At 71.8% G+C, this 25,672-nt stretch carries 20 protein-coding genes; 13 read left to right on the top strand and 7 right to left on the bottom strand.

Annotated elements, in window-relative coordinates:
• The first annotated feature begins 207 nt into the window (after positions 1-207).
• From G4D86_RS14470 to G4D86_RS14450, 5 genes are all read left to right on the top strand, one after another.
• On the top strand, positions 208-1,941 hold the full coding sequence (locus G4D86_RS14470) for a sigma 54-interacting transcriptional regulator (RefSeq protein WP_163993827.1): 1,734 nt from the start codon (positions 208-210) through the stop codon (positions 1,939-1,941).
• A 161-nt stretch (positions 1,942-2,102) separates the two neighbouring features.
• A complete protein-coding gene (locus tag G4D86_RS14465; RefSeq protein WP_163993826.1) occupies positions 2,103-2,447 on the top strand; it encodes a hypothetical protein in 345 nt (114 codons plus the stop codon).
• 33 nt (positions 2,448-2,480) lie between these two features.
• Positions 2,481-3,266, top strand: a complete 786-nt coding sequence (locus G4D86_RS14460; protein ID WP_163993824.1) for a toxin-antitoxin system YwqK family antitoxin — start codon at positions 2,481-2,483, stop codon at positions 3,264-3,266.
• Positions 3,267-3,332: 66 nt separating this feature from the next.
• Positions 3,333-3,848 (top strand): GreA/GreB family elongation factor, encoded by a 516-nt coding sequence (locus tag G4D86_RS14455; protein WP_163993822.1) that lies wholly within the window; start codon positions 3,333-3,335, stop codon positions 3,846-3,848.
• 100 nt (positions 3,849-3,948) lie between these two features.
• Positions 3,949-6,501: an ATP-binding protein gene (locus G4D86_RS14450; RefSeq protein ID WP_163993820.1), complete on the top strand. Its 2,553-nt coding sequence runs from the start codon at positions 3,949-3,951 to the stop codon at positions 6,499-6,501.
• Positions 6,502-6,579: 78 nt separating this feature from the next.
• Here the strand turns inward: G4D86_RS14450 and G4D86_RS14445 are convergent, their stop codons facing one another.
• A complete protein-coding gene (locus tag G4D86_RS14445; protein WP_163993818.1) occupies positions 6,580-8,316 on the bottom strand; it encodes a sensor histidine kinase in 1,737 nt (578 codons plus the stop codon).
• 223 nt (positions 8,317-8,539) lie between these two features.
• On the opposite strand from G4D86_RS14445, the gene G4D86_RS14440 reads away from it, so the two are divergent.
• The 3 genes from G4D86_RS14440 (at position 8,540) to G4D86_RS14430 (ending at position 14,092) form a co-directional block, all read left to right on the top strand.
• Entirely contained in the window at positions 8,540-11,407 is a 2,868-nt protein-coding gene (locus G4D86_RS14440; RefSeq protein WP_163993816.1) for a PAS domain S-box protein, read from the top strand.
• Between the two features lie 131 nt (positions 11,408-11,538).
• Complete coding sequence (locus G4D86_RS14435; RefSeq protein WP_163993814.1) at positions 11,539-12,966, top strand: vWA domain-containing protein; 1,428 nt, start codon at positions 11,539-11,541, stop codon at positions 12,964-12,966.
• A 16-nt stretch (positions 12,967-12,982) separates the two neighbouring features.
• Entirely contained in the window at positions 12,983-14,092 is a 1,110-nt protein-coding gene (locus tag G4D86_RS14430) for a hypothetical protein (RefSeq protein ID WP_163993812.1), read from the top strand.
• Positions 14,093-14,120: 28 nt separating this feature from the next.
• Here G4D86_RS14430 and G4D86_RS14425 read toward each other — a convergent pair whose 3' ends face one another.
• A complete protein-coding gene (locus G4D86_RS14425; RefSeq protein ID WP_163993810.1) occupies positions 14,121-14,450 on the bottom strand; it encodes a hypothetical protein in 330 nt (109 codons plus the stop codon).
• A gap of 302 nt (positions 14,451-14,752) precedes the next feature.
• Here G4D86_RS14425 and G4D86_RS14420 point away from each other — a divergent pair, with 302 nt between their 5' ends.
• The 4 genes from G4D86_RS14420 to G4D86_RS14405 all read left to right on the top strand — a co-directional run bounded on the left by G4D86_RS14420 (position 14,753) and on the right by G4D86_RS14405 (position 19,439).
• Entirely contained in the window at positions 14,753-15,583 is an 831-nt protein-coding gene (locus G4D86_RS14420; protein ID WP_163993809.1) for a sterol desaturase family protein, read from the top strand.
• A 144-nt stretch (positions 15,584-15,727) separates the two neighbouring features.
• Positions 15,728-16,123, top strand: a complete 396-nt coding sequence (locus G4D86_RS14415) for a BlaI/MecI/CopY family transcriptional regulator (protein WP_163993806.1) — start codon at positions 15,728-15,730, stop codon at positions 16,121-16,123.
• Positions 16,120-18,258 (top strand): M56 family metallopeptidase, encoded by a 2,139-nt coding sequence (locus G4D86_RS14410; protein ID WP_163993804.1) that lies wholly within the window; start codon positions 16,120-16,122, stop codon positions 18,256-18,258. The genes G4D86_RS14415 and G4D86_RS14410 overlap by 4 nt, the downstream gene beginning before the upstream one ends.
• A 110-nt stretch (positions 18,259-18,368) precedes the next feature.
• On the top strand, positions 18,369-19,439 hold the full coding sequence (locus G4D86_RS14405; protein WP_163993802.1) for a 4-hydroxy-3-methylbut-2-enyl diphosphate reductase: 1,071 nt from the start codon (positions 18,369-18,371) through the stop codon (positions 19,437-19,439).
• A 27-nt stretch (positions 19,440-19,466) separates the two neighbouring features.
• Here the strand turns inward: G4D86_RS14405 and G4D86_RS14400 are convergent, their stop codons facing one another.
• The gene (locus G4D86_RS14400) at positions 19,467-19,892 is read right to left on the bottom strand and encodes a hypothetical protein (RefSeq protein WP_163993800.1); all 426 of its coding nucleotides are present in this window, start codon (positions 19,890-19,892) and stop codon (positions 19,467-19,469) included.
• Between the two features lie 468 nt (positions 19,893-20,360).
• On the opposite strand from G4D86_RS14400, the gene G4D86_RS14395 reads away from it, so the two are divergent.
• Entirely contained in the window at positions 20,361-20,789 is a 429-nt protein-coding gene (locus G4D86_RS14395) for a fibril protein (protein WP_240360242.1), read from the top strand.
• Positions 20,790-20,796: 7 nt separating this feature from the next.
• On the opposite strand, the gene G4D86_RS14390 is transcribed toward G4D86_RS14395, so the two are convergent.
• From G4D86_RS14390 to sitA6, 4 genes are all read right to left on the bottom strand, one after another.
• Entirely contained in the window at positions 20,797-22,488 is a 1,692-nt protein-coding gene (locus tag G4D86_RS14390) for a DUF885 domain-containing protein (protein WP_240360241.1), read from the bottom strand.
• 133 nt (positions 22,489-22,621) lie between these two features.
• Positions 22,622-23,572 (bottom strand): GRAS family protein, encoded by a 951-nt coding sequence (locus G4D86_RS14385; protein WP_163993796.1) that lies wholly within the window; start codon positions 23,570-23,572, stop codon positions 22,622-22,624.
• 313 nt (positions 23,573-23,885) lie between these two features.
• A complete protein-coding gene (gene sitI6 / locus G4D86_RS14380) occupies positions 23,886-24,650 on the bottom strand; it encodes a SitI6 family double-CXXCG motif immunity protein (protein WP_163993794.1) in 765 nt (254 codons plus the stop codon).
• Positions 24,647-25,345, bottom strand: a complete 699-nt coding sequence (gene sitA6 / locus G4D86_RS14375) for a SitA6 family polymorphic toxin lipoprotein (RefSeq protein ID WP_163993792.1) — start codon at positions 25,343-25,345, stop codon at positions 24,647-24,649. Before sitA6 ends, sitI6 begins: the two co-directional genes overlap by 4 nt.
• Positions 25,346-25,672: the final 327 nt, after the last annotated feature.

The following is a 25,672-nucleotide window of genomic DNA, read 5'->3' as shown; positions in this document are numbered from 1 at the left end:
GGCGTCACGCGCCGCGTGGTGCGGGAGTGGCCGGCGACGCATGCGCGCGGGGAGCAGGTGCCTTGAAGCGGGGCGTGCCGGCGTCACGCGCCGCGTGGTGCGGGAGTGGCCGGCGACGCATGCGCGCGGGGAACAGGTGCCTCGATGCGGGACGTGCCGGCCGGCGTCATGCGCCGCGCGGAGTCCGTCTGATACAACCGGGAGCCGGTGAGCTCGGAACAGGACACGGTTCCCCTCGCGCGCGAGGGCGGTGAGCAGGGCCCGCGAGGCGGCCCGTTCCGGCTGCTCGTCTTCAGCCCCTCGCTGGCGCTGACGTTCCCCCTGCCGGAGACGGGCACCGTCATCATCGGCCGCGGCGCCGAGGCCGACGTGCGCATCGACTCGGCGGCCCTGTCCCGACGGCACGCGGAGCTGACGCTCGGCCCGCGCCCGACGGTGAAGGACCTGGGCAGCTCCAACGGCACCCGCGTGGCGGGACGCCGGCTGGCCCCGGAGGAGGTGTGCGAGCTCGCTCCGGGTGGCGTGCTGGAGTTGGGCGAGCTGACGCTGCTGCTCCAGCCCACGCCCCCCGTGTCCCCGTCCACTCCCGCGCGGCCCCGCGCGCTGTGGAGTCACGCCGCGCTGGAGACCCGGCTGGAAGAGGCCTGCCTGCGCGCGGCAGCCGGCGGCCCCGCCTTCCGGCTGGTGCGCGTGCGCTGCCTCCATGCACCTCACGCCACACGCGTGCGCGAGGCCGTGGCCACCGCGCTGGACCCGCTGGACGTCCTGGCCGAGTACGCGCCTCAGGAGTGGCATGCGCTGGTCTGGGAGGACGTGCCCGGGCGCGGTGATGAAGTGGAAGCCGACCTCGCCGACGAGCTGGGCCGGCACGGGCTGCCCTTCGCGGTGGGCCGCGCGCGCTTTCCGCAGGAGGGCCGCACTCCCGAGGCGCTGATGGCTCGCGCGGGCGAGGGCATTCGGGGAGACGCGACGGAGGCGAAGGAGGGCGACCTCATCGTCGTGGACCCGGCGATGCAGCGGCTCCACGCGCTGGTGAAGCAGGTGGCCGCCAGCCCCTTCACCGTGCTGCTGCTGGGCGAGACGGGCGTGGGCAAGGAGGTCTTCGCCGAGGCCGTCCATCGTCACTCGCCCCGTGCACGCGGGCCCTTCGTGCGGCTCAACTGCGCGGCCTTCTCCGAGTCCCTGCTGGAGAGCGAGCTGTTCGGCCATGACAAGGGCGCCTTCACCGGCGCGGTGAAGGCAAAGCCCGGCCTGCTGGAGTCGGCCAACGGCGGCACGCTCTTCCTCGACGAGGTGGCCGAGCTGCCCGCGGGCGTCCAGGCCAAGCTGCTGCGCGTGCTGGAGCAGCGCGAGGTGCTGCGCCTGGGCGAGCTGCGCCCGCGTCCGCTCGACGTGCGCTTCGTGGCCGCCACGCACAAGGACCTCGCGACGGAGGTGGCACGCGGCACCTTCCGGCAGGACCTCTCCTTCCGTCTGGACGGCCTCAGCCTCACCATTCCCCCGCTGCGCGAGCGCCGCGCGGAGCTGTTCGTCCTCGCGCACGTCTTCCTGCAGCGCGCCGCCCACGCCATGGGCCGCACGGCGGTGCCCTCGCTGTCGCCCGAGGCGCAGGACGCGATGCTGCGCTACCACTGGCCCGGCAACCTGCGCGAGCTGCGCAACGTCATGGAGCGCGCGGTGGTGCTCGGCGCCGTGGACGTGCTGCGGCCCGAGCACCTGCCGCTGGAGAAGCTCCTCGCACCGCGGCTGCCGCTCGCTTCCGCGCCCGTGCCCGTCACTCCGGGCGGTGGGGAGCGGCAGCGCATCGTGGATGCCCTGGAGCGCCACGGCGGCAACCAGACGGAGGCGGCGCGCGAACTGGGCGTGTCGCGCAAGACGCTGGGCGTGTGGATGGACGGGCATGGCATCCCCCGTCCCCGGCGCGGCGCGCCTCCCCGCTGAGCGACTTCCCTTCAAGGGAACCTCGCACTTCCCTTCAAGGCACCTTCCCCTCGCGCTTCCCACGCGGCGACTCGCGTAACCCCTCGGAGCGCCTGGAGCGCGGGGTTCGGCACGGCCATTGAAAAGAGGATCCTCCAATCCCGCAGCACCCGGAGGAACCCATGACGAGCATCGGACCGAAGCCGTTTCCCACCAGCCCCGCCATCCCTTCCACCCAGCTCCGCCCGCAGCCGGGCCCGGTGGCGCTGCCTCCTCCCGCGCAGCGCGCGCCCATCGACTCCTTCGAGGCGCCCGTGCGCACGTCGCCGTCCACCGCGCGCAAGCCGCTGCCCGAGCCGCCGAAGCCGCTGCCGCCGCAGCACCCCACCGATGACCCCGCCGTCAGCGCCCGCACTCCCGTGAAGGGCCCCTCGCAGCCGGGCAACTCCGCGGGTGAGACGACCAAGGCCGGTGGCGCCCCGACGAAGACGACGACGCAGACGCCGACGGACCCCACCCGGCGCTGAGCCCTCCCCCTCCACCGCTCACCAGGACCCGACATGAACTCAAGCACCCATCGCGCGCTGCTGACCGCCCTCGCCCTCTGCACGTGCGGCCCCGCCGCGCTCGCGCAACCGGCCAGCGGCCCCACGCGCCAGCAGGAAATGGACGCCGCCATCGCCGAACTGAAGGCGAGCCAGGCTGAGGCCCCGCCGAACCAGCGGAAGACGCTCGAGCGGCAGGTCACCTCGCTGGAGAACGCGAAGAAGATGCAGCGCCTGGTCGACGAGGCGAGCGCGAGCAACAAGGCGCGCCGCCCCGCCGTCCCCGAGGCGCAGAAGGCGTTCTTCACGCCCGTGGCCGTCGCGAAGCTCCCCGCCTGGCTTCCCGACACCCTCACCCGCGCGCAGGCGAAGGAGGACTCACTCAAGTGCCCGGCTGGCGCGCGCGTCTACGCGGACGCGCACTCGCTGGAGTGCCGCATCCCGGCCCAGGTCCCCGTGCCGCACGGGCTGGCGCTCTGGTTCTACAAGTCCACGGGCCGGATGAAGGCGCAGCGCTACTACGAGAAGGGGCTGCTGCGCTGGGCCATCTCCTACCACCACACCGGCGGGCGCGACTCCGAGGGGAGGTACGACGACGTGAAGCCGAAGCAGCACCGCGAGAGCGGCCTGCACACGGGCTACGCGCCCAATGGCACCATCGTCCGCCAGGCCGAGTACACCTCCGGTGCGCTCCAGGGCTGGACGCGCCTCTGGGAGGACGACGGCTTCCCCATGGCCGCCACGCGCTATGAGAACGGCAGCAGCGTGGAGCGCAGGGAGCCCTCCGGCCGCACGGAGTGAGCCGCCCCGTGGCGCTGGCCGAAAACTGGAGCTGTTTTCGGCCGGCGCTACAGTTCTGTATCGACCATGCAACTCAACAAGCATGCACTCCTCACCCAGCTGGCCGAGCGCCTCCAGCAGTCCGACCGCCTCGCCCACCGCGCCGAGGCCGAGGCCCGCGAGGCGGCCCGCAGCCTGGCCACGGAGTCGGAGAAGAGAGAGGACGGCCGCGCCGCCATCGAGTTCGGCAGCCTCGCCACCGGCCAGGCCGCTCGCGCCCGCCGCGTGCAGGAAGAGCTCAAGGCACTCTCAACCTTCGGCCAGGGCGAGCTGCCGCGCTTCCCGCGCCAGGGGCCCGTGGCGCTGGGCGCGATTGTGGACATGAGCACCGAGGACGACGACGGCTTCGCCGAGCGCACCTTCTTCGTGCTGCCCGTGGGCGCCGGCACCGAATTGACGGGCCCCGGCGGTGACGGCTTCCTCTCCGTCATCACCCCCGCGTCTCCCGTGGGCCGCGCCCTCATGGGCCGTAAGGCCGGCGACGTGGTGGAGGTGACGCTGGCGGGTGAGGTACGGGAATGGACGGTGCTCGAGGTGGCATGAGGCCGGATGTGACTCGCCGGGCGCATACGGTGTCCTGCCCCGGACGTAAGCCCTGGGGGCAGTAGAACCGCCAGCCCTGCTCGCGCGTGAATCCAGGAAGATGTTTTCTTCCCTTTCTCCGCAAGCCAAGGCGCCGGCCCCGCCTCATTCCCTGCCGCTGACGTGGCCCGCGGCCCTGGTGGGGCTGCTGTTCGGCGTGCTGATGGCGTATGTGCCGTACGAGTTCCGGGTGGCCTCCTTCCGGCCGCTCTATCCGTATGTGCGCGTGCTCGGCCTCGCGTATCTGGCCGGCAGCATCTCCCTCATGGGTGCGCTGCTGTACCCGCACGCGCCCCGCTGGTTGGACCGGGGCGCGCGGCTGACGCTGGGCGCGGCCATGGCGCTGTACTGGTGGGTGCTGAATGTGCTGCCCGGCAGCCTCACCGGCATCGTCCTCTACCCGCTCCTCTTCGGCGGCATGATGTTGGAGGCGTGGCCCGCCATGCGCCGGCGGCCCGTGCTGCGCGCCTTCCTGTCCCTCACCGGCACCGCCTTCGGCGTGGCCCTGCTCGCCGCGCCCGAGCGCTTCCCGCTGTCCGTCTACGCGCACCTGGCGCCGCTGCGGCCATTGGTAGGCGCCCTCTTCGCCCTCACCGGCGTGGGGCTGCTGCTGCCCGCGGGCCGGCTGCACTCGCGGCTGCCCAACCTCCTCATGGGCGTGCTGGCCGTGCCCTTCGCGCTGCTGGCGTATGCACTGGGCCGGGGCGCGTCGTGGCTCGGCGCCAGCGTGTACGCGGTGCTCACCCTGGCGTGCGTGGCGCAGGCGCTGGAGTGGCGCCCTCGCGCACCGCGCACCGTGGGGTGGAAGCTGTTGCGCGGGCTGGCCTTCGCGGGGCTGGTGCCGCTGCTGGCGCTCGGCGGGCTCGCGGCCTTCCTCGCGCAGCGCGCAATCGAGCAGCAGGTTCGCGACGACACGCAGCGCGCCGCCGCGGGCGAGGCGGACTTCCTGCGCCGCTACCTGGACGACTCGCGCGAGTCGTTGGACTTGATGCTGGAGTCGCCCGGCTTCCGCGCCGCCTTCGTCACCGGCGAGCGCGCCGCGCTGGAGCCGTACCTGCGCAACCTCGCCGCCCAGGCGCGCGCCTTCGACGCGGCGCTCGCGGTGGATGCCTCCGGCCGCGTGCTGGCCACCTCGCCGGGCGTGGAGGACTGGCACCTGCCCGCGCACGCCTTCCTCTCCGACGCGCTCGCCCACGGCGGCACCGAGGTGTCCCCGGCCTTCATCCGCCCTCCGGACCGGCCGCTGGTGGCGGTGGCGCGCCCCTTCGAGCACGACGGCGAGCTGCGCGGCATGCTGGTGGGCCTGCTCTCGCTGGAGCGGCTGAGCGACGCCACCACGCCCGCGTCGCGGCGCTTCCGCGTGCAGGTGCTGGACAGGCGCGGCCTCAAGGTGCTGCGCGACACGGCGCCCAACGCGCTGCTGCTGGGCGAGGCCCACCTGCCGGACGCGATGCACGACGAGCTGCTGCGCCCCGGCAGCGGCATCATGGAGGCCTTCGACGTGGCGGACCGCCGCATCCTCGCCGCCGAGGCGCCTGTGGAGGACACCGAGTGGAGCGTGCTGGTGACGCAGGAACTGGTCGTGGCCTACGCGGCGATTACGCGCATGAGCGCCGCGGTGGTGGGCCTCGTCATGCTGGGCGTGCTGCTGGCGCTGGGCCTGTCGCAGCTCGTGGCCCGCGACGTCATCCGCCGCCTCGACGAGCTGCGCGAGGCCACCGCCGCTCTGGCCGCCGGGGATTTGGAGCGGCGCGTGGAGGACGACGGGGAGGACGACGAGCTGGGCGAGCTTGCCCGCAGCTTCAACGAGATGGCGGCCCGCACCGGCGCCGCACAGGCGGAGCTGAAGGACGCGGTGCGCGCGCGCGAGGAGTTCATCAGCGTGGCCAGCCACGAGCTGCGCACGCCGCTCACGCCCCTCAAGGGCTTCGCCTCGCTCACGCTCCAGTGGCTGGAGAAGAACGGCGACTTCCCGGAGCGCGAGCGGCTGCTCAAGGCGCTGCGCTCCATGGCCCGGCAGACGGAGCGGCTGGCGCGGCTGGTGGATGACCTGCTCGACACCGCCCGGATTCAAGGCGGCCGCTTCGAGCTGGAGCGGCAGCGCGTGGACCTGGTGCCGCTGCTGCAGGAGGTGCTGGAGCGCTTCGAGGTGCGCGCGGAGAGCGGCCTCGCCTTCGAGCTGCGCATCCCCGGCCACACCGTGGAGGGCGACTGGGACGCGCCCCGGCTGGACCAGGTGCTCACCAACCTGGTGAGCAACGCCGTGCGCTACTCCCCGCAGGGCGGCACGGTGCGCATGTCGCTGGAGGAGGAGGACCACCACATCGTGGTGCACGTGAAGGACGAGGGCATCGGCATCCCTCCGGAGAGCCTGCCCGGCCTGTTCCGGCCCTTCGCCCGCGCGTCCAACGCGCAGGCGCGCCACTACGGCGGGTTGGGGCTGGGCCTCTTCATCTGCCGCGAAATCGTGGAGCGGCACGGCGGCACCATCTGGGCGGAGAGCGAGGGCGCGCAGCGCGGCAGCAGCTTCCACGTGCGGCTGCCCCGGTACATCAACAGCCCCGTTCCCGTGTCCGAGCCCACCACCCAGCCGTCGTCCGTGCACGCGGCCTGAGACGCCAGGCCGGGCTCGGAGGCGCTGCGAGGCGCCGGGCTCGGAGGCGCGCTGCGAGGCGCCGGGCTCGGAAGCCCACTACGAGGCGCCGGGCTCGGAAGCTCCCGGCAGGGCCAGCCACTCCTCTGGGATGTCGCCGCGTGGCAGCTCCAGCACGAAGATTGAGCCCTTGCCCAGCTCACTGGTGGCCGTCACCGTGCCGCCGAAAGCCTCCACAATCTGCCGGGTGATGTAGAGCCCCAGGCCCAGGCCGCCATAGTGCCTGTCGCTCACCGCGCGCTCGAAGCGCTCGAAGATGCGCGGCAAATCCTGCGCGGAGATGCCGATGCCGCAGTCCTGCACGGTGAGCCGCGCCAGCCGCCCGTCCGCCTCCACGCGCACGCACACCGGCTTGCCGGCGCCGTACTTCAGCGCGTTGGACAGCAGGTTCGTCACCACCTGCTCCAGCCGCTGCCGGTCCCACCGGCCCACCACCGCCATGGGCGCGTGCAGCTCCAGCGTGCAGTTGAGCTGCGCGGCGGACGGGGCGAAGCGGTAGAGGATTTCCGCCGCCACGCTCGCCAGGTCCATCTCCTCCAGCTCCAGCTTCAGCCGGCCCGCGGTGATGCGCGACACGTCCAGCAGGTTGTCCACGAGGCTGGTCAGCTTGCGCACCTGGCGCTGCACCACCTCCAACGTCTCCGACACGCGCTCGGCGGACACCGGCTGGCCCCGGGCCGCGAGCAGCTCCACCTGCTTGTGCAGCAGCTGCACCTTGAGGTGCAGCGGCGTCAGCGGCGTCTTCAACTCATGGCTGGCGATGCCCAGGAACTCGTCGCGCAGGCGCACCGCCTCGCGCGCCTCGCGCAGCAGCCGCGCGCTGTCCACGGAGAGCGCCGTGCGGCGGGCCAGCTCCTCCGCCAGCCGCTCCTCCTCGTCGGTGAAGTCGTGCGCCGTGTCCCCACGGAAGAGGGCGAGCGCGCCGATGACGCCCCCGCGCGCCACCAGCGGCACGCCCAGGTAGCAGCGCAGCTCCAGCGCCTGCCGCAGCCGCGCCGTATCCAGCGCCTCATCGGCCGCGGCGACTGGCGACTCCGACAACAGCCTCCGCTCCGTCTGGCCGGTGTCGAGCAGGGACAGCATGCCTCCCGGCACCAGCGGGTCCGACGGGTGCTGGCGCAGCAACTCCAGCAGCAGCACGTGTCGCTCGGGCACCGCGTGCACCGCCGCCACCGCGCGCAGCGGCTCGGCGGGCGGCCCCAGGTAGAGCACGCCCGCATCCGCCAGCGCTGGAACGAGCAGGCGCAGCAGAGGCTCCACCCGTCCCTCGGCGTCCAGTGCGGCGCCCAGCAGCGCGCCCGCCTCCGCCAGCAGCCGCGCGGCGCTCGCCGCGTCCATCCCCAGCCGCGCCTCCTCGCGCGCGCGCAGCAGCACACCGGCCGCCTGCCCGTCACGCACGCCCAGTGGCACCACGGAGCCTCGCAGCAGCACCACCGTCCCGTCCGGCCGGCGCAGCCCCCAGCGCCCCTCCCTCACCCACTCGCCCGCCAGCGCCCGCGTCAGCGGCGACTCGTCCAGCGGGAGTGACGTATCCTCCGCGCGCACCCAGACGCACCCGGGGAACCAGCCGTGCTCGATTCGCTCGGGTCGGGGGATCCGAAACTGGCGGCCCGCCTCACTATTGAAGGCGAGGACGCGGCCCTTCACGTCCACCAGGACGAGCGCGTCTCCCGCCTGCTCGAGGAGCAGCCGGAGCACCGCATCGTTCAGGAGGGACTCTGCTCCCTCCTCGGGGTCCTGTTGAATCATCGAAGGCCAGGCGCTTCCAGAAGACATGAGGGACTTCCCGGCACGCAGCCATGGTGGCACCCACGCCCATCCGGAAGGAAGACGGGCGACACTCCCCGTGTCTCGCACAACAGCGGAAGAGGCGCCGCGAAAATCCCGGGGTCATCCCGGCCCTCTTGCTTGCCCGGGCAGAAAATCCAGAATGGTTATGAAATTGTGAAACGCTCGGACGCCCCCGTCCGGGCGGGCGTTCTCTTCCTCGAGCCTCATCATGCAGACGCCGCACTCCAGGCCTGACTGGACCTCCAGCGAGCGCCGCTATCGCCTGGTCATCGACAACCTCAAGGAGGTGGTCTTCCAGACTGACACACAGGGTGTCTGGACGTTCCTCAACCCCGCGTGGACGGAGCTGACCGGCTTCACGGTGGACGAGGTCCTGGGGAAGCACTACCTGGAGTTCCTCCACCCGGAGGACCGGCAGCGCGCGCAGGAGCTGTTCGTCCCGCTCGTGGAGCGGAGGGTCGAGGACGTGCGCACGGAGGTGCGCTACCTCACCCGCTCGGGCGGCACCGTCTGGGTGGAGGTGTTCGGCCGGCTGATGCAGACGGAGGACGGCACCATTCTCGGCACCTCGGGGACGCTCAACAACGTCACCGAGCGCAAGGCCGCGGACGATGCCCTGGCGCGGCGCGAGCGCTACCTCACCGCGCTGGTGGAGATGCAGCAGCGGCTGCTCGCGACGCCCGAGGGCGGCGACCTCTACGGGCCCGCGCTGGCGCCGCTGGGCCTGGCGTCGGGCGCCAGCCGCGTGTACGTGTTCGAGAATCACCGCGGGGAGGACGGGGCGCTCTTGTGCAGCCAGCGCGCGGAGTGGTGCGCGCCGGGGGTGAAGCCGGAAATCGACAACCCGGACCTCCAGAACCTGCCCATGGAGCAGTACTTCCCACGCTGGGTCGAGAAGCTGACGCGCGGGGACGTCGTCGAGGGGCTGGTGGCGGGCTTCCCCGAGAGTGAGCAGGCCGTGCTGGACCCGCAGGGCATCCTGTCCATCCTCGTGCTGCCCATGCGAGTGCAGGGCGTGCTGGCGGGCTTCATCGGCTTCGACAACACCGTCGAGGCGCGCACGTGGGACCGGCTGGAGGTGGACCTGCTGTCGGCGGCGGCGGGCGCCATCTCCGTGACGCTGGAGCGGCGCGAGTCGGAGCGGGCGCTGCGCGAGCGCGAGCGGCGCTTCCGGCAGCTCGCGGAGAACGCGTCGGACGTGCTGTACCTCTACCGGCGCGAGCCGCCGCGCGGCTTCGCCTACGTGAGCCGCGTGTCCCAGGCCAAGCTGGGCTACGGCCCGGTGGAGCACTACGGCGAGCCGGACCTCTGGTACCAGCGCGTGCACCCCGAGGACCGGGCGCTGCTGGAGCAATTGCTGGAAGCGCCGCAGCCCTTCCAGGGCGCGCCGGTGGTGGTGCGCTTCCACCACCCGGACGGGCGCACGCTGTGGCTGGAGCACGTGGTGGCGCCGGTGACGGACGCCTCCGGCCGCGTGGTGGCGGTGGAGGGCCTGGCGCGCGACATCACCGAGCGCCGCGAGGCGGAAGAGGCGCTGCGGCTGTCCGAGGCCAGCTTCCGCGCGCTCCTGGAGGGCGTGCCGGACGCGGCGGCCATCGAACGCGACGGGCACATCGTCTACGCCAACGCGGCGCTCGTCGCCACGCTGGGCTTCGAGCGCGCGGAGCAGCTCACGGGCCAGCGCTTCGGCGACTACGTCAAGGACATGCGCGGGCCGGAGGCGGTGCGGGCCGGGGCGCTCACGGGAGAGCGGCGGCTGGTGCGCCGCGACGGGCGCACGCGCGTGGCGGAGGTGGTGTCGCTGCCCCTGCGCTTCGACGGGCAGCCGGCGGTGGTGTCCATCGCCCGCGACGTGACGGAGCAGCGGCAGTTGCAGGCGCGGCTGACGCTGGCGGACCGGCTGGCGTCGGTGGGCACGCTCGCGGCGGGCATCGCCCACGAAATCAACAACCCGCTGGCCTTCGTGCTCTCCAACCTGGGCTTCCTCGCGGACGAGTTCCGCCACCACCTGCCCCCCGGTGACGGCGCGACGGCGCTCCAGGCGCGGCTCAAGGGCGAGCCCGACCTGGGCGAGTGGCACGAGGTGCTCAACGAGGCCTGCGAAGGCGCCGAGCGCGTGCGTCAAATCGTCCGCCAGCTGAAGACGTTCTCCCGGCCGGACGAGGAGCGCGTGTCGCCGCTGGACATGCACTCGGTGCTGGAGTCGGTGGCGATGATGGCGGCGAACGAAATCCGCCACCGCGCGCAGCTGCGGCGGGACTACGGCGACATCCCCCCCGTCATGGCGAACGAGGGGAAGCTGAGCCAGGTGTTCCTCAACCTCGTGGTGAATGCGGCGCAGGCCATTCCCGAGGGCGCGGCGCACCGGCATGAAATCCGCCTGGTCACCCGGCGTGACGGGCACGGGCGCGTGGTGGTGGAGGTGCAGGACACCGGCGTGGGCATTCCGCGCGAGGTCATCGACCGCATCTTCGACCCGTTCTTCACCACCAAGCCGGTGGGCGTGGGCACGGGGCTGGGACTGTCCATCTGCCACAGCATCATCAGCGGGCTGGGCGGCGACATCACCGTGGAGAGCGAGCCGGGCCGGGGCACCGTCTTCCGCGTGCTGCTGCCCACCACGGAGCCGAAGCCTCGCCCCGTGCCGGTAGTGGCCGGGCCGAAGCAGGCCCGGGGCGCGCCGCGCGGCCGGGTGCTGGTGGTGGACGACGAGCCGGCGGTGGGCCGGGTGCTGCAGCGCATCCTCCGCGAGCACCAGGTGGAGGTGGCCAACAGCGGGCGCCAGGCGCTGGAGCTGCTCGAGCGGGGCCTGGAGCCGGACGCCGTCCTGTGCGACGTCATGATGCCGGACCTCACCGGCCGCGACGTGTACGAGGCGGTGCGGCGCGCGCACGCGGGGATGGAGGGCCGCTTCATCTTCGTGTCGGGCGGCGCCTTCACCACCGGCGCGCGCGAGTTCCTCGCCAGCATCCCCAACCTCCTCCTGGAGAAGCCCTTCGACGAGGGCCGCGTGCGCAACGTGGTGGAGGAGCTGGTGCGGCTGCGCCAGCCGGCCTTGGCCCCCAACGGTGCCTGAGCGGGGCGCCGAAAAGACCTCGGGCAGCCATCGGTCATCGGGAGGACCCTCCTCCCGCTGACCGATGCGCCGGGGGTGGCAGGCAGGCGAACGTGGCCTTGCACGCCCTTCCTCCACCCCCGAGGCCCTGAATGAACCGCACCCTGTTGCTGGTGTCCGCCGCCGGACTGCTCGCCCTCGGCGCGCTGCTGGTGGGCAAGCCCTCACCGCCCCCGCCCCCGCCCGTCACCGACACCAGCCACACGGTGGCGAGGCCGGACGAGCCCGACGCCACGGTGACGCTGCCGCTCGTCACCTCCACGCCCTCGGGCGGCGCGCTCACCCTGACCGGCAAGCTGTCCGGCGCGTACGTGCAGACGGGCACCAGCGAGGTCTTCGCCTGGCTGGAGCTGAAGGCCCACCCGGCCGAGGCCGGCCGCCGCGTCCCCGTCAACCTGGCCCTCGTCATCGACCGCTCCGGCTCCATGTCCGGCCAGAAGCTGGCGGACGCGAAGCGCGCCGCGACGGAGCTGGTGAACCGCCTCACGTCGGAGGACCGGCTCGCCTTCGTCGACTACGGCACGGACGTGAAGACCCTCCCCAGCCGGCCGGTGACGGAGGAGGTGCGGAGCGAGCTGCTCCTGGCCATCGCCAACCTCCGCGACGACGGCTCCACCAACACCAGCGGCGGCCTCACCGAGGCGGCGCGCGCCCTGCGCCCGCACCTGCGCGACTTCCGCGTCAGCCGCGCCATCCTCCTGAGCGACGGCCAGCCCACCACGGGAATGGTGCGGGAGCCGGAGCTGTACGCGCTGGTGCGCGGCATGCGCGACGAGGGCATCACGGTGAGCGCGCTGGGCGTGGGCGGAGACTTCAACGAGGCGCTGATGCGCGGCATGGCCGAGCAGGGCGGCGGCTTCTCCGGCTTCATCGACGACTCGGCGAAGCTGGCCGAGGTGTTCTCCCGCGAGCTGGACCAGGCCACCAGCACCGTGGCCCGGCGCGTGGAGCTGGAGCTGCGGCTGCCCGCGGAAATCCAGGCCGTGGAGGTCATGGGCCTGCCCGCCACGCGCGAGGGACAGCTGGTGAAGGTGCCGCTGTACGACCTGGCCGGAGACCAGAGCGTGCGCGTGGTGGCGAAGCTGACGCTCGCGACGGGCGCCGCGGGCGGTGTGCTTCAGGTATTGGACGCCCGGGTGCGCTATGTGGATGTGGGCAGGGACGCGGCGGCGGACACGGGGCTGAAGCTCGCCGCGGCGGTGACGGCCGACGCGGCGGTGGTGCGGGCGAACCTGGACAGGGACGTGCGCGTCCATGCGACACGGGCGTTGGGCACCCAGCACATGCTCGCCGCGGCGGAGGAGATGAAGCGCGGCAACCGGCAGGCGGCGCGTGGGCTGCTGGACAACGCCCGGAGGATTTTCGGCACGTCCGCGTCGGCGCTCTCGGGGGAGCTTGCGGAGCTCGACCAGACAGAGGCAGCCTATGGGAGCGCGTCCGATGAGGCAGAGGTCCGCCGGGAGTCGCGGAACCTCTACAAGAAGACGATGAAGAACTTCGGCACGAACAACGCGTACTAGCCAGGACGGTGCACCGATGGCCCTCTCCGTGCAGTTCCTCCACCGCGAGGAGTTCGAGTCGCGCACCCTCCGCGCGCTGGGGGGCGCCGCCTGCATGGGCATCCTCGGGGCCGCCGCCCAGCGGCTGCACTTCCCCCTGGAGCTGGGCTACTTCGCGGTGGTGGCCGCCGCCATCGCCGGCGCGAAGGCGACACCGCGCAATGCCATCGGCCTGCGCATCGGCCTGGCGGTGCTGCCAACCGTCCCCTTCCTCCTGGACCTGCCTGATCCGCTCCCGCAGAGCCTGGCGGGCGCCATCGCCGCCGCGCTGGTGGCGTGGCTGGGCAACGGCCGGGGCGAGTCGGGCCGGCCCTTCTCCGTGGCCGCGAGCGCCGCCGCAGCGGGCGTGCTCGTCCCGCTGTCGCTGTACGTGCGCGAGGTGCTGGAGGCGCGCTTCGTCGGGCACACCGGGCTGCTCCCGGTGATGGTGGGCTTCCTCGCCGTGGCCCTCTTCTGGAGCATCGGCACGCTGCCGGCCAACGTGGTGATGGAGCTGGACGCGGTGGAGGCGCGGGGCCGGCTGCTGGAGGACTCGCTCAAGGGCGAGGCCCGCGTGCTGGCCGTGCGCGCGCTGGCGCTCTACCGCCAGTGCAAGGACGTGGTGAAGGGCATGCCGGCCAGCCCCGGGCGTCAGGAGCTGCTGGGCGTGCTGGAGAAGATGGCCGGGGAGAGCTTCTCCCTCGCCGAGGCCCACGCGGGGCTGGAGGCACAGCTGGGCTCGGTGGTGGCCAACGACGTGGACGCGCAGGTGCGCGAGCTGCGCAACCGCGCCTCCACCACGCAGGACGCGGTGGCCCGGCGCCAGCTGGAGCTGGCCGCGTCGTCACTGGGCGAGGAGCTGAACCACCTAGACGCGCTGTCCCGCCGCCGCGAGCGGCTGCTGGCCCAGCTCCACGCGCAGGTGGCGCTGCTGGAGCGGGCTCGCGTGTCCTTCGTGGGGGTGCAGGGCAGTGAGATGGGCGCCAAGGGCGCGCAGGCGGCCCAGCTGGCGCGCAAGCTCAAGAGCCTGGGTGAGGACTCCTCCGCGCCGCCCGCCGAGGACGCCGCGCCGGTGTCCGCCCCCCAGGGCACGCGCGTCACGCCCTGAGGGTGCTGACGCGTCCCCTTCTTCGCGCCTAGTGCTTCTTCGCGGCGCGTCCACTGCTCCGCTTGCGCACGGGGTGCGTCTTGTGGACGACGCGCGGCGTGTGGAGCTGGTCGGCGATGCGCTGCTCGATTTGCTCGCGCGTGCTGCGGGCGATGACGAGCGCGGCCTCGATTTCCTCGCGCACCCGCGAGGCCTGCTCCTCGGCGGCGGCGCGGTACTCGGACGTCGTGCGGCGCAGCGCGATGCTGCCCCGGTCCGCCGCCGTATTGGTATTGCCCCCGGCCCGGCTCACACGGGGCGCCGTACGCCGCGCACGACTCTTGGTGCCACTGCTCTGCTGGTGTTCCTTCTCCGCCATCGGCGTCCCCCTGGAAGGTCGTTTCGCTTCCCCGGAAGGTGGGGTGCGATCGGCCGCCAGGGAAGCCCGTCCCCGAGTCGCACGCCTGTCAGCCCGGGGGACAATCGCCCCGCCCTTCAGCAGCGGCCCTTCTCACCGCCCCAAGAAAAGCGCTATAGCGCCCGATGCCGTATCGGAGCTTTTCCAGGAGCCCCTGCTAGTGACAGTGGCGCCATTCACCCCCAGGCCGGCGGGGTGAGGCGCGGGCTCAACGCCGCTCCATCTGCCCCGGCTGGGGGCAGCGGCCACCTGCGAGGGATACCGTGTCAGTCAGCGCCCCCTTCTCCATCTTCAAGAACCGTAAGCACAACCTCGACCGGATGACGTTCGGCGATCTGGTCTACTCGTTCTTCACCTACTACGCGGTCGTCGCCTACATCGCGGTGGGCATCACCAGCTTCGTGCTCGCGGTGAAGTGGCTCGACAACCCCGTCCGCATGCTGCTGACCATGCTCGCCACGAGCCTGGCCTTCCCGCTGGGCTGGTACCTCGTGCACCGCAACATCCTGCACGGGCGCTTCCTCTACAAAAGCCCGCTGACCGCGGCGATGTGGAAGCGCGTCCACTTCGACCACCACCAGGACCCCAATGACCTGCGCGTCCTCTTCGGCGCGCTCGGCAACACGCTGCCGCTCATCAGCGTGGTGATTGTCCCCATGGGCTTGCTCATCGGCGGCAGGGCCGCCGCCGCCGCCGGGCTGGGCTGGGCGATGGTGAACATCTGCTTCTACGAGTTCTGCCACTGCATCCAGCACCTGAACTACACGCCGAAGCTTGGCTTCCTGAAGGAAATCAAGCGGTTGCACCTGTCACACCATTACCACAACGAGCAGGGCAACTACGGCATCACCAACTACCTCTGGGACCGGCTCCTCACCACCTACTACGCGAAGGCCGGTGACGTGCCCAAGAGCCCCACCGTCTTCAACCTCGGCTACACCGCCGAGGAGGCGCAGAAGTACCCCTGGGTGGACCGGCTCTCCGGCGGCACCCGCGGCGACGGCCACCCCCGCCGCTTCTGGGAGGGGAAGAACCCCGACTCCGTCCAGACGGTGGTGGAAGAGCCCGCCCGCGCCGCCAGCAGCGAGCACTGACAACGGCCCACCTCCACGGTGCCGCACCCCAGGCCCCCTCCTCCCCTTGCCGGGAGAGGGGGCTTTCTTCTGGCACCTTCTACGAAGACCTTCGTTGACATCTACGAACGGGTTCGTAATATAGCCGTGTCGAGAGGGAGCGTGATGAGCGAGACGAAGCTGCCGCGTCCGACGGATGGGGAATTGGCCATCCTCCGGGTGCTCTGGGAGCGCGGAGACAGCACGGTGCGTGAAGTGCACGACGCCCTCACCCGGCATGAGCCGGAGGGCACCGGGTACACCACGGTGCTGAAGCTGATGCAGATCATGACCGAGAAGGGGCTCGTGGAGCGCGACGAGTCCAATCGGGCACACGTTTACAGGGCGAGGGCCACGGAGCAGCGCACGCAGCGGCAGCTGGTGACGGACCTGGTGGACCGAGCGTTCGGCGGCTCGCCTGCCCGGCTGGCGATGCAGGCGCTCTCCTCGAAGAAGACGAGTCCCGGGGAGTTGGCGGAACTGCGCCGGCTGCTCGACACGCTGGAAGGAGCGGAAGAATGAGCAGCCTCCTGTTGGAGTCCCTGGGTTGGGCCCTGCTGCACTCACTCTGGCAGGGCGCGCTGGTGGCGCTGCTGCTCGCGGTGGCGCTCGCCACGGTGGGCCGGCGTGCCGCCCATGCGCGCTATGCGCTGGCGTGTGGCGCGCTGGTGCTGTCGCTCGCGATGCCGGCCGTGACGGGCTGGCGGCACTACTCGGAGGCGCGCGGCGCGGCGGCGGAGCGCGGGGCCTCGGCGCGGAAGGCGGCGGAGGCAGGGCCGCGCGTGTCGTCGCGGGAGCGGCTGCGCTCGGTGCGGGAGACGGGGCCGCGTGCGGCGCTGTCCTCGCGGGACCAGGTGCGCACGGCGCCGCGCGTGGAGGCTCCGGAGCGTGTCTCTCCGCTGGAGTGGCTGCGCGACACGGTGGCTGCCAACCTGCGGTGGCTGGTGCTGGCGTGGGTTGCGGGCGTGGGGCTGTGCTCGGGACGGATGACGGCCGAGTGGGTGAAGCTGCGCCGGCTCGCGGCCCAGGCCAGGCCCGCGCCCATCGAGTGGCAGGAGCGGCTGGACGCGCTGGCGTCGCGACTGGGTCTGGGGCGCGCGGTGCGGCTGCTCCAGTCTGCGTCGGTGGACGTGCCGGCGGCGGTGGGCTGGCTGTCCCCGGTGGTGCTGCTGCCGGTGTCCGCGCTGTCCGGGCTGTCGGCGCGCCAGCTGGAGATGGTGCTCGCGCACGAGCTGGCTCACATCCGTCGCCATGACTTCGCGGTGAATCTGGCGCAGGTGCTGGTGGAGACGCTCCTCTTCTACCACCCCGCCGTGCGCTGGGTGTCCCACGTCATCCGCGTGGAGCGTGAGCACTGCTGTGACGACGTCGCCGTGGGCGCCAGCGGTGGGGCCCTCTCCTACGCCCGCGCGCTGACGGCGCTGGAGGAGCTGCGAGTGCTGCCCACCGTGCAGGGCCCGGCGATGTCCGCGCTGGGGGGCTCGCTGCCGGAGCGCGTGCGCCGGCTCGTCACCGCGCCCGCCGCGCGCTGCTCCTCGAAGTGGGTGGCCGGAGCGTCGGTGCTCACCCTGGCCAGCAGCCTCGCGGTGGCCGCGCCCCTGACGTCGCTGGTGCTGGGCCGCGCGGAGACGGAGTCCTCTACGAGCGCCACGGCCCCGAGCGGAGAGGTGCGCACGGGCCTGGCCGCGGCTCCGAATGGCAACGCCCGGGCGCTCCCCGTCGCGCCTCCCGCGCCTGTTGCTCCGCCGCACGTCTCCCCCGCCGCGCCGCCGGCTCCGCCTGCTGCCGGGGTCGCCTCCTCGGCGGTGAAGGATGCCCTGGTTGCCCCGGCGGTCATCGCGCCGGTGCCCGGAGCCCTGGCCGCGGCGCCCGCTCCGGCGCCCGCCCCGAGGCCGAACCCGCGTGACTCCGACGACGGCGATGACGACGCGGACGAGCGCACGCAGGTGGGCGTGGGGCAGCCGCTCTCCGTGGACCAGTTGGTCGCGCTGAAGGTGGCGGGCGTCACGCCGGCCCGCGTGCAGGAGCTGTCGGCCATGGGCTACACGCCCACGGTGGCCAACCTCGTCGCCATGGGCCACGCGGGCATCACCCCCGAGTACGCGAAGGACATGAGCGCCCGCTTCGGCCGCAAGCTGGACGCGGATGACCTGGTGCAGATGAAGCACCTGGGCGTCACCCCGGCGTACATCGAGGCGCTCAAGGCCGCGGGCTTCACCACCAACGACCCGGACGACCTGGTGCAGGCGCGCGCGGTGGGTGTCGACGAGGCCTACGTCCGCGAGCTGAAGAACGCCGGCTACACGGGCATGTCGCTGGAGGACATCTCCGAGCTGCGCGCGGTGGGCGTGGACGCCGGCTACATCCAGGCCCTGAACCAGCGCGGCCTGTCGAAAATGGCCGCGGATGACCTGCAGCAGCTGCGCGCCGTGGGCGTCACGCCCGAGTGGCTGGACCGCATGCGCGAGGCCGGCGTGCAGACGAAGGACGCGGAGGAGCTGACGGAGCTGCGCGCCCTCGGCGTCGACCCGGCCTTCCTCCGCGAGCTGAGCGATGCCGGCCTGAAGGACCTCTCCGTCGACGAGTTGGTCCGCCTGCGCTCCGGCGGCGTGGACGCCGACTTCATCCGGAAGATGCGCGGCTCGCGGCAGAAGTAGTCCCGCGCGCCGTCCCGCGGTCCCCCTGTTCTCTCAATCTCCCCTGCCCTCACGGCCGCGTCCCACCGGACGCGCGCCGAACGGGCGGGGTCTGTCCGAAGGAGCCCACCATGCGTCGCCTGTCGTCCCTTCCACTCGTGGCCGTGCTGCTCGCGGCCTTCACCGCCACTGCGGCACCCGAGCTGCGCGGCACCTGGACCGCCCAGCCCCACAACAACCGCGACGGCAAGGAGCTCCAACTGCAGCTCCACCGTCAGGATGAGCACGGCCAGATGGGCTTCAGCGAGCCCCTGTCCGCCTTCCAGGGCCTGTCCACCAACGACGGCCCGGCGTCTTTCACGATGCCGCGCGAGGCCGGCACCTTCAGCTTCGAGGGCCAGTTCAAGGGCGGCGAGGGCGCGGGCCACTACCGCTTCGCCCCGAGCGACACCTACGCGAAGGCCATGGCCGGGCTGGGCTACCCGAAGCTGTCGTCGGAGGACCACTTCAAGCTCGCCGCCACGGACGTCACCACCGCCCGCATCAAGGACCTGGCGGCCATCGGCTACAAGAACCTGTCGATGGACGAGCTGATGCAGGTGGGCATCTTCGACGTCACGCCCGCCTATGTGAGCGAGCTGGCGAAGGCCGGCTACCCGGGGCTGACGATGGAACAGCTCGTGGCGGGCCGCATCCACGGCGTCGACGCGGCAAAGGTGCAGGGCCTGTCCTCGGCCGGCTTCACGAAGCTGTCGTGGGATGACCTGCTGGCTATGTCCATCCACGGCGTCACGCCCGAGTTCATCAAGGAGGTCCGCGCGCTGGGCTTCAAGGACCTGGACGGCGACGCGATTGTCTCCTTCCGCATCCACGGCGTCACCCCGGCCTTCGTGAAGGAGATGCGCGAGCTGGGCTTCAAGGATGTGGACGCCGACGGCTTCACGGCCTTCCGCATCCACGGCGTCACCCCGGCCTTCGTGAAGGAGATGCGCGAGCAGGGCTTCCCCAACATCACCGACGAGGAGCTCGTCGCCTTCCGCATCCACGGCGTCACCACGGACTTCGTGAAGCGGATGCGCGCTGCGGGCTACACCCGCATCACCCCGGACGAGCTGGTGTCGCTGCGCATCCACGGCGTCGACGAGGCCTTCATGCGCGCCATGTCGGGCACCGGGGACGGCGGGGCGGCGAAGAAGAAGTAGGCCGTGCCGCGGCGCCTGCTTCCGGGCTCAGTGGGCGCCGCAGGCGTTGGTGATGCCGGAGCGGGCGCCATTCACGGCGGCGGAGTGGACGGACATCAGCTCGATGAGCGTCACCAGCTTGAAGTCCGAAATGCCCGCATCCGTACCAGCGTCCGGAAGCCCCCGCGCCTGCTGCTCGGCGGCCTGGGCCCAGGCTTCCGCGAGCCGGTCGATGCTCGTGTGGTAGCGCTGCACGGCGGCCCGGAGGCCCGCGTCGTGGATGTCGAGGGCACGCAGCCCCGCGCTGACCTCGCGCAGCCGCCGCGAGTGGAGGACGATGGACTCCGCGTCGTTGAGGTGGTCATGGAAGCCGTCCACGACGCGCACCTCCTCCAGCACGCGGGCCTGCACAATGGCGCACTCGTCCTGCTTGCGCGGTCTGCACGCGAGCACCATCCCGAGACACAGGAGCAAGCCCCAGGCTCCGAGGCCCCACGACGCACGGAGGGCGGCGCGCCCATCCCGGGGCACTCGATGAGATGATTGCCATTGTCTGGCGGATTCGAACGGCACCCACCAACGCTGGCCGCGCGCTTCTTTCCTGTCAAATCCAGACATGCGAAGGAGAGGCATCCCGCCGCCAACCGTCCTGAACCCTGACATGGCTCGCACCGGAAGCGCAGTCAGGAGGTGCAAGGCTTTGAGGCCCTGTGAGCCGGCCCCGGGGGAGGAGACGGGCGAGGCGGGCGGCGATTCGGGGCACCGAGGCAAGGCAGGCGGAGGCGTGCGGGCCTCGCGGGGGCGCATGGGCCCGGAGTGGTGACTGCACGGCAGCGGGCACTCCGTGCGTTCACCGAAGAACGGAGGGAGGGCAGGCGGCGTGCACGAACGGGGGTGCGGCAACAGCTTCCCCACAGGTCGATGGTGGGGGTGGAGGGTCGAATGTTCGCGCTTCGCGTTGCCTGCGCAGGGCTGCTGTTCCTGACGGCGTGTGCCTCATCCAACAAGTCCGTGGCACCGGTCCGTGAGTCACGCGCGCCGGTGCACTCCGCCCCGGTGCGGGAGGGAGGTGCCTATGGCTTCGGCCCGGAGGACCCGGTGCGGGTGGGCTGGGGGAATGAGGGGATGATGGCCTTCCTCGAGCTGCTGCGCGGCCCCGAGGGCCAGCGGGTGGCCTGGCGCCGCCTGGGTCCAAGCCAGGGGCTGGAGGTGTTCGAGGTGACGTACGAGGGCCTCGCCGCGCCCGTCCAGCTCTACCTGGACCCGCTCAACAGCGGCGCCATCCGGGCGCCCTCGGGCTTCAACATCGAGGGCCTCACGTCCCGCGAGCCGCTGCCACCCGAGGAGCGGCCCCAGGTCATCGAGCTGTAGCCGCGAGTCACTCCAGCGACGGCGCGGTGTCCCCCGGAATGAGGACGCCGCGCGCCAGCGACACGGGCAGGCCGAGCCGCAGGAAGCGGTCGTGGAAGTCCTTCAGCACGAAGGGCTCCCCGCGCGCCTCCAGGTGGCGGCGGTAGTCCTCGCGCAGCTTCAATATCTGCATGCGGCCGACGGCGTAGTACAGGTACGTCGGGTTGGACGTGCCGCGCTCCACCTCGCGCAGCGCGGGGAAGGGCTCGAAGTACGCAATCTCCGCGTAGCGCTTCGCCACGGCCTCCAGCGGCTCGCCGTAGACGTGGAGCGCCAGGGCCGCGTACCAGCGGGCGTGGCGCTGCAGCGCGCGGCGCAATTGCCCCAGGCGGATGCGCGGGTCTCCGTCACCCAGGCCCTCGTCCACCATCATCTGCTCGGTGTAGTGGGCCCAGCCCTCGACGACGGACGTGGGGGAGAAGACCTTGCGCACGTCGGTGGGAATCTTCGACTCGTAGAGCAGCTGCACGAAGTGGCCGGGGATGCCCTCGTGCACGGAGATGCCGAGCAGGCCCGCGCGGTTGAAGTACGTCAGGTGCTGCGCCCGCTGCTCCGGCGTCCAGCCCGGCTCCACGGGGGTGATGTTGTAGAAGGCCTCGGTGGCCTTCGTCTCGAAGGGGCCCGGCGTGTCCATGGACGCGAAGCCGAGCCGCGCGTACGGCGGCGTCTCGCGCACCGTGGGGAGCCGGTCCGAAGGCAGCGTGAGGATGTTCCGCTCGCGCACGAAGCGCTGCAATTCCACGAGCTGCGCGCGGGCGGTGGGGATGAGCTGGTCGGCGGTGGGGTGGTCCTTCACCAGCTCGGCCATCACCTGCTCGGGCGTCTTCTTCGGGTCCACCTTCGCGGCCTCGCGGGCGACCCAGACCTTGTACTCGCGGATGGAGCGCTCGTTGATGTCGCGGAGTTGGTCCGCGCTCAGCGTCACGTGCTCCTCCAGCGCGAGCTTCTTCTCGAAGCGCTCGCGGCCCAGGCGGAAGTCGCCGTCCGCGCGGGGCAGCAGGTCCTGCTCCAGCCAGGTGGCGTAGGCCTCCAGGTGCCGCGCGGCCTGCTCACGGGCGACGGTGAAGGCGTCTCGCTCGGAGGCGTCCACCTGGGCGAAGCCCTGGGCCTCCAGGGCCCGGGGCAAATCCGTGCGCAGGAAGGACGCGACGCCCCGGGCATCGCGGTGGGAGAGCCGGGCCCACAGCTCCGGCACGCCGCGGAGGTTGGCCTTCGCCGCGTCGAGCACGCGGGGAATGGACGCCATGCGCGAGCGCAGGGAGCGCATCCGCTCGGCGACGGGGGCGAACTCGCGGGAGGAGAGGTTGGACAGGCTGCTGGCGATGAGGCCCACGTAGAAGCCGGGGTTGTTCTCCCAGACGCGCTGCTCCTCCAGCTCCGCGAGGTCCGCGCGGATGGCGTACTCCAGCACGCGCACGTCGACGGCGGCGTCACCGGTGAGGGCGCCGCGGTCCACCGCCTCCAGGCGGGTGAGCCAGTTCTGGAGGGCCTCCGACTTGCGGGTCAGCGCGGCGGCGGAGACGTCCGGGAGGCGGGCGTCGTGCTGGTGGAAGCCGAGCGACGTGGCGCGAGTGGGATTCGCCTCGAGGTACCAGTCGAGGTACTCACGGGCGAGGCGGGTGTACGCGGCCTCGGCCGCGGACGCGGAAGCGGTGGACATGGCGGAGGTCTCCGGCGCGGTCCGCGCGCGTGGGGCGCAGGCGGAGACACAGGCCAGCAGGACGAGGGCGGAGCGGAAGCGCATGGGGCCCGCAGTGTCGGCGCTCGGGCGCGGTTCGGGAAGGGCGAACGGCTCAGCGGGAGTGGGGGTCGCGTGCCGCCGGAGTGGCGCACAGCACGGCGACGAGCGTCTCGTCGCCGACATCGAGGCCCACGTACCCGGGGTAGCGGCGCGGCTGCATCTGCGGATGCGAGCCCAGGTCCAGGGAGGTGGGCACGTCGTCGCGCGCGAAGCCCGCGCGGGCGAGCCTGCGCCACCAGCCGCGCACGTGCTCGTACCGCTTCGAGCGGGAGTCGTCCGAGTCGTCGAGGACGGCCTCGAGCTCGCGCACGAGGAAGCGCCGGATGGCGTCCCGGTCTTCCTGGGGCAGGGCGAGGCGGTCCACCAGCTGGAACGTGAGGCCGACGTAACGCCAGCCCTGGCGGAAGCGCTGCTCCGGGTCCGAGGTGGAGACGTCCAGGCTGGGCTCGACGAGCACGACGGCCTTGGGCTCCAGCATGCGCAGCCGGCGCAGCACGCCGTCGCGGGCCTCGTCGTCGGCCACCTTCCCGCGGACGTGGTGCAGCGCGAAGGCCGAGTGCACGAGCAGGGTTCCGGGCATGGCCGCCACGATGGGCCAGAAGGACGGGTCCAGCTCCTCCACGAGCGAGTGGAAGGCCAGGACGTGGACGTCGAGTCCGTAGGTCTGCGCGGCCTCGAGGAGGTTGTGCTCGGCGGTACGGAGGCTCACGGCATCGGGCTCGACGGCGATGACGGTGAGGTGACGGGGCCGGTCCTCGCGAGCACCGAGCCGCCGGAGCAGGTCCACACCCTGGCGTCCGGTGCCGGGGCCGATGTCGAGGAGCACGGCCTCGTCGAGGCCGGCGAGGTGGTGACACAGCCACTCATTGGCGATGCACCCCGCCATGGCCACGGTGGGAAGCGAATCCGAGACGCGCTCCGCCAGCGCCTGGCGCGAGCGCGATTCGCCATGCCCCGCGAGTCCCGAGAGGAAGGACGTGAGACGTTGAAGGTTGTGGCTCAAGACGACGGTCCCCCCGTGGCGCCCCGGAGGCCGAGGGCACACCGGATGATACGACAGGTGACTCATTTTCTGGCTGGTGGGGGGAAGCAGCCCCATCAACCGCCATGCGAGCGCGAGGCGCGCGCCTGCCACACTGGACGGAATGCACACTCCCGTCTGGCCCGCACGCGCCACGAGGATGTCTCCCAGGGAACCTCACGCGAAGGGACCGGCGCCCGAGTCCCAGGGCCCGCTACACGGATTCGAGCGTGCGCGGTAACAGCAGGGAGCGACGCCCGGTGGATTCGTGAACCGTCGCTCAACCGGGCGCCGCTCACCTGCGAATGATGATGGCGGCATTGCCATCTAGCCGCTTGGGCGTCTGGATTCCTGGAGGTCTGGACGTCAAGAGGAGCTTGAGGGTGATGTCGTTCGGCTCGAAGCGGCGAACGACGCTGGCGAATCGCTCGCTGACGACGATGATGCCCGAGTAGTCCGCCAGCCTGAATGCGTCCAGGTCCGTTGGGAGTGATGCCGGGTCGGCCCAGTAGTGCAGGGGCCGCATCTCCCCATCGCAGCCGCATACCGCGCACGGCTCGCGGCGGCCCGGCGGAAAGCAGTCGGGGGCCAACCGTCCGTGCGGGAGCAGTTGTAGCTCCGCGACGGCAGGGGCGGGAGGGCGGCGGAACTTCGGCCATACCGGCACGATGCCGCGTAGGTTCTCCAGGGCCCGGAGCGCGTCCTCACGAACGAAGAGCGCGGCCAGGTCCACCAAGGTAAAGGCACCCCACTTGCCGCGTGTTGAGCCCCCCAGCGGGCCGAGTCCTGTTCCTGGCTCCAGCGGAGCGCCCGGTGGGCAGTACGGGCGCACCAGGTCGCGGAGCCGTACGTACTCCTCGAACGACGCGGGACGGGGCTTCAGCTCGCGGGCCTCTGGCAGCTCCGAAAGGTCGACGGTTGGGTAGGTGAGGAAGCTGCCGACTGTTGCGCGGCAGCTCGGGCACTGCTCCACGGAGGGCAAATGCCAGCGGCGACTGACGCGATAGGTGCTGCTCCAGGTGGGCTCGGGGCTCCATGTAATCTCGTAGAAGCTTGTCATGGGCTGGGCGGCAGCGGGGGGAGCTCGAAGGTCTGCCAGTACGTTGCAGGCATGCCCCATAGGTTGTGTTTCCTGATGAGGTAGCTGGCGAACTCGAAGAGCATCGCCTTTGTAACGTCCGGCCAGTGCAGGTCAAGCCAGGTCTTCCACTCCGTGTTCCACGGTCCCCTCATCGCCAACCTGTGGACTCTGGCGTGTTCCGCCGCGTCCATGACGAGCGTCCATTGATGGATGTTGATGCCCCTGGCGTTGAAGTGGCCTTCAAATGCCTGGGGAAAGAGGTGGTGCCGCTCGTGTGGCCTCTGTCGCCATAGCTCCAGCCGGCGCGCGGTCTCCTTCTGGCTGGGTAGCTCCTCGGGGCGATACCACTGGAAGACGAACACCGGCAGCGCGTCTCCTGGGAGTGCCTGGCTGTTGCCCCAGTTGCGCTGGCTGTTCGCCGGCGGGCGCACAGCCGACACTCCGCGAGTTCGGACGATTCGGCCTGGAGCGAGGTCTTCGCAGCGGTAGAGCCCACACCCGTCCGGCGTGCAGGTAGGGACAAGGCACCTGTCTTCGTCGACGTCCTCGCACTCGTCATCGTTGGAGTCGGCCGCGTCCCACGTGGCGGTGGGGTCGTACAGGTCTTCGTGGGCGGGCGCGGTCGCGCACGCCTGCAACGCCGCGATGAATAGCAGTGACCAGCAGAGCCGCATTCGGTTCCCCCCGGGAGGTCCCGGTAGCCTACCGGCCAGCGCCACCGCGGAGTAACGAGGACACCGGGCAGGCCCGGCGCGCGGCCTCCGAAACGCGCCCCCCGTCCCACTCCGCCCCCCTTCCCATCCGCCCCCACCGTGTACAAATCCGGAAACTGTCGGGTGGCAGGGGGCGCCATGAGGGCCGGCTGGCGCCCCCGTTTTTCCCGCTTCTGGGGCAGCCGTGCGTCCTCCGACTGTACGACGCCGTGCATTTCCCCAGGCCCGCGCCGTCTGCTCCCGTGAAATGTCTCTCTGCTGCCCCGAAGCAGTCCCACAGCGTCTGGG

The organism is Pyxidicoccus caerfyrddinensis, assembly GCF_010894405.1.
GTDB lineage: Bacteria > Myxococcota > Myxococcia > Myxococcales > Myxococcaceae > Myxococcus > Myxococcus caerfyrddinensis.
This window is presented reverse-complemented; position numbering and strand designations above follow the sequence as displayed.

Bases quoted from the DNA above. Each gene is read 5' to 3' on its own strand.
- G4D86_RS14465 (WP_163993826.1), top strand. From the start codon at position 2,103: ATGACGAGCATCGGACCGAAGCCGTTTCCCACCAGCCCCGCCATCCCT.
- G4D86_RS14395 (WP_240360242.1), top strand. From the start codon at position 20,361: ATGTTCGCGCTTCGCGTTGCCTGCGCAGGGCTGCTGTTCCTGACGGCG.
- G4D86_RS14440 (WP_163993816.1), top strand. From the start codon at position 8,540: ATGCAGACGCCGCACTCCAGGCCTGACTGGACCTCCAGCGAGCGCCGC.
- G4D86_RS14410 (WP_163993804.1), top strand. From the start codon at position 16,120: ATGAGCAGCCTCCTGTTGGAGTCCCTGGGTTGGGCCCTGCTGCACTCA.
- G4D86_RS14405 (WP_163993802.1), top strand. From the start codon at position 18,369: ATGCGTCGCCTGTCGTCCCTTCCACTCGTGGCCGTGCTGCTCGCGGCC.
- sitA6 (WP_163993792.1), bottom strand. From the start codon at position 25,345: ATGCGGCTCTGCTGGTCACTGCTATTCATCGCGGCGTTGCAGGCGTGC.
- G4D86_RS14460 (WP_163993824.1), top strand. From the start codon at position 2,481: ATGAACTCAAGCACCCATCGCGCGCTGCTGACCGCCCTCGCCCTCTGC.
- sitI6 (WP_163993794.1), bottom strand. From the start codon at position 24,650: ATGACAAGCTTCTACGAGATTACATGGAGCCCCGAGCCCACCTGGAGC.
- G4D86_RS14430 (WP_163993812.1), top strand. From the start codon at position 12,983: ATGGCCCTCTCCGTGCAGTTCCTCCACCGCGAGGAGTTCGAGTCGCGC.
- G4D86_RS14415 (WP_163993806.1), top strand. From the start codon at position 15,728: ATGAGCGAGACGAAGCTGCCGCGTCCGACGGATGGGGAATTGGCCATC.
- G4D86_RS14425 (WP_163993810.1), bottom strand. From the start codon at position 14,450: ATGGCGGAGAAGGAACACCAGCAGAGCAGTGGCACCAAGAGTCGTGCG.
- G4D86_RS14435 (WP_163993814.1), top strand. From the start codon at position 11,539: ATGAACCGCACCCTGTTGCTGGTGTCCGCCGCCGGACTGCTCGCCCTC.
- G4D86_RS14455 (WP_163993822.1), top strand. From the start codon at position 3,333: ATGCAACTCAACAAGCATGCACTCCTCACCCAGCTGGCCGAGCGCCTC.
- G4D86_RS14450 (WP_163993820.1), top strand. From the start codon at position 3,949: ATGTTTTCTTCCCTTTCTCCGCAAGCCAAGGCGCCGGCCCCGCCTCAT.
- G4D86_RS14445 (WP_163993818.1), bottom strand. From the start codon at position 8,316: ATGTCTTCTGGAAGCGCCTGGCCTTCGATGATTCAACAGGACCCCGAG.
- G4D86_RS14390 (WP_240360241.1), bottom strand. From the start codon at position 22,488: ATGTCCACCGCTTCCGCGTCCGCGGCCGAGGCCGCGTACACCCGCCTC.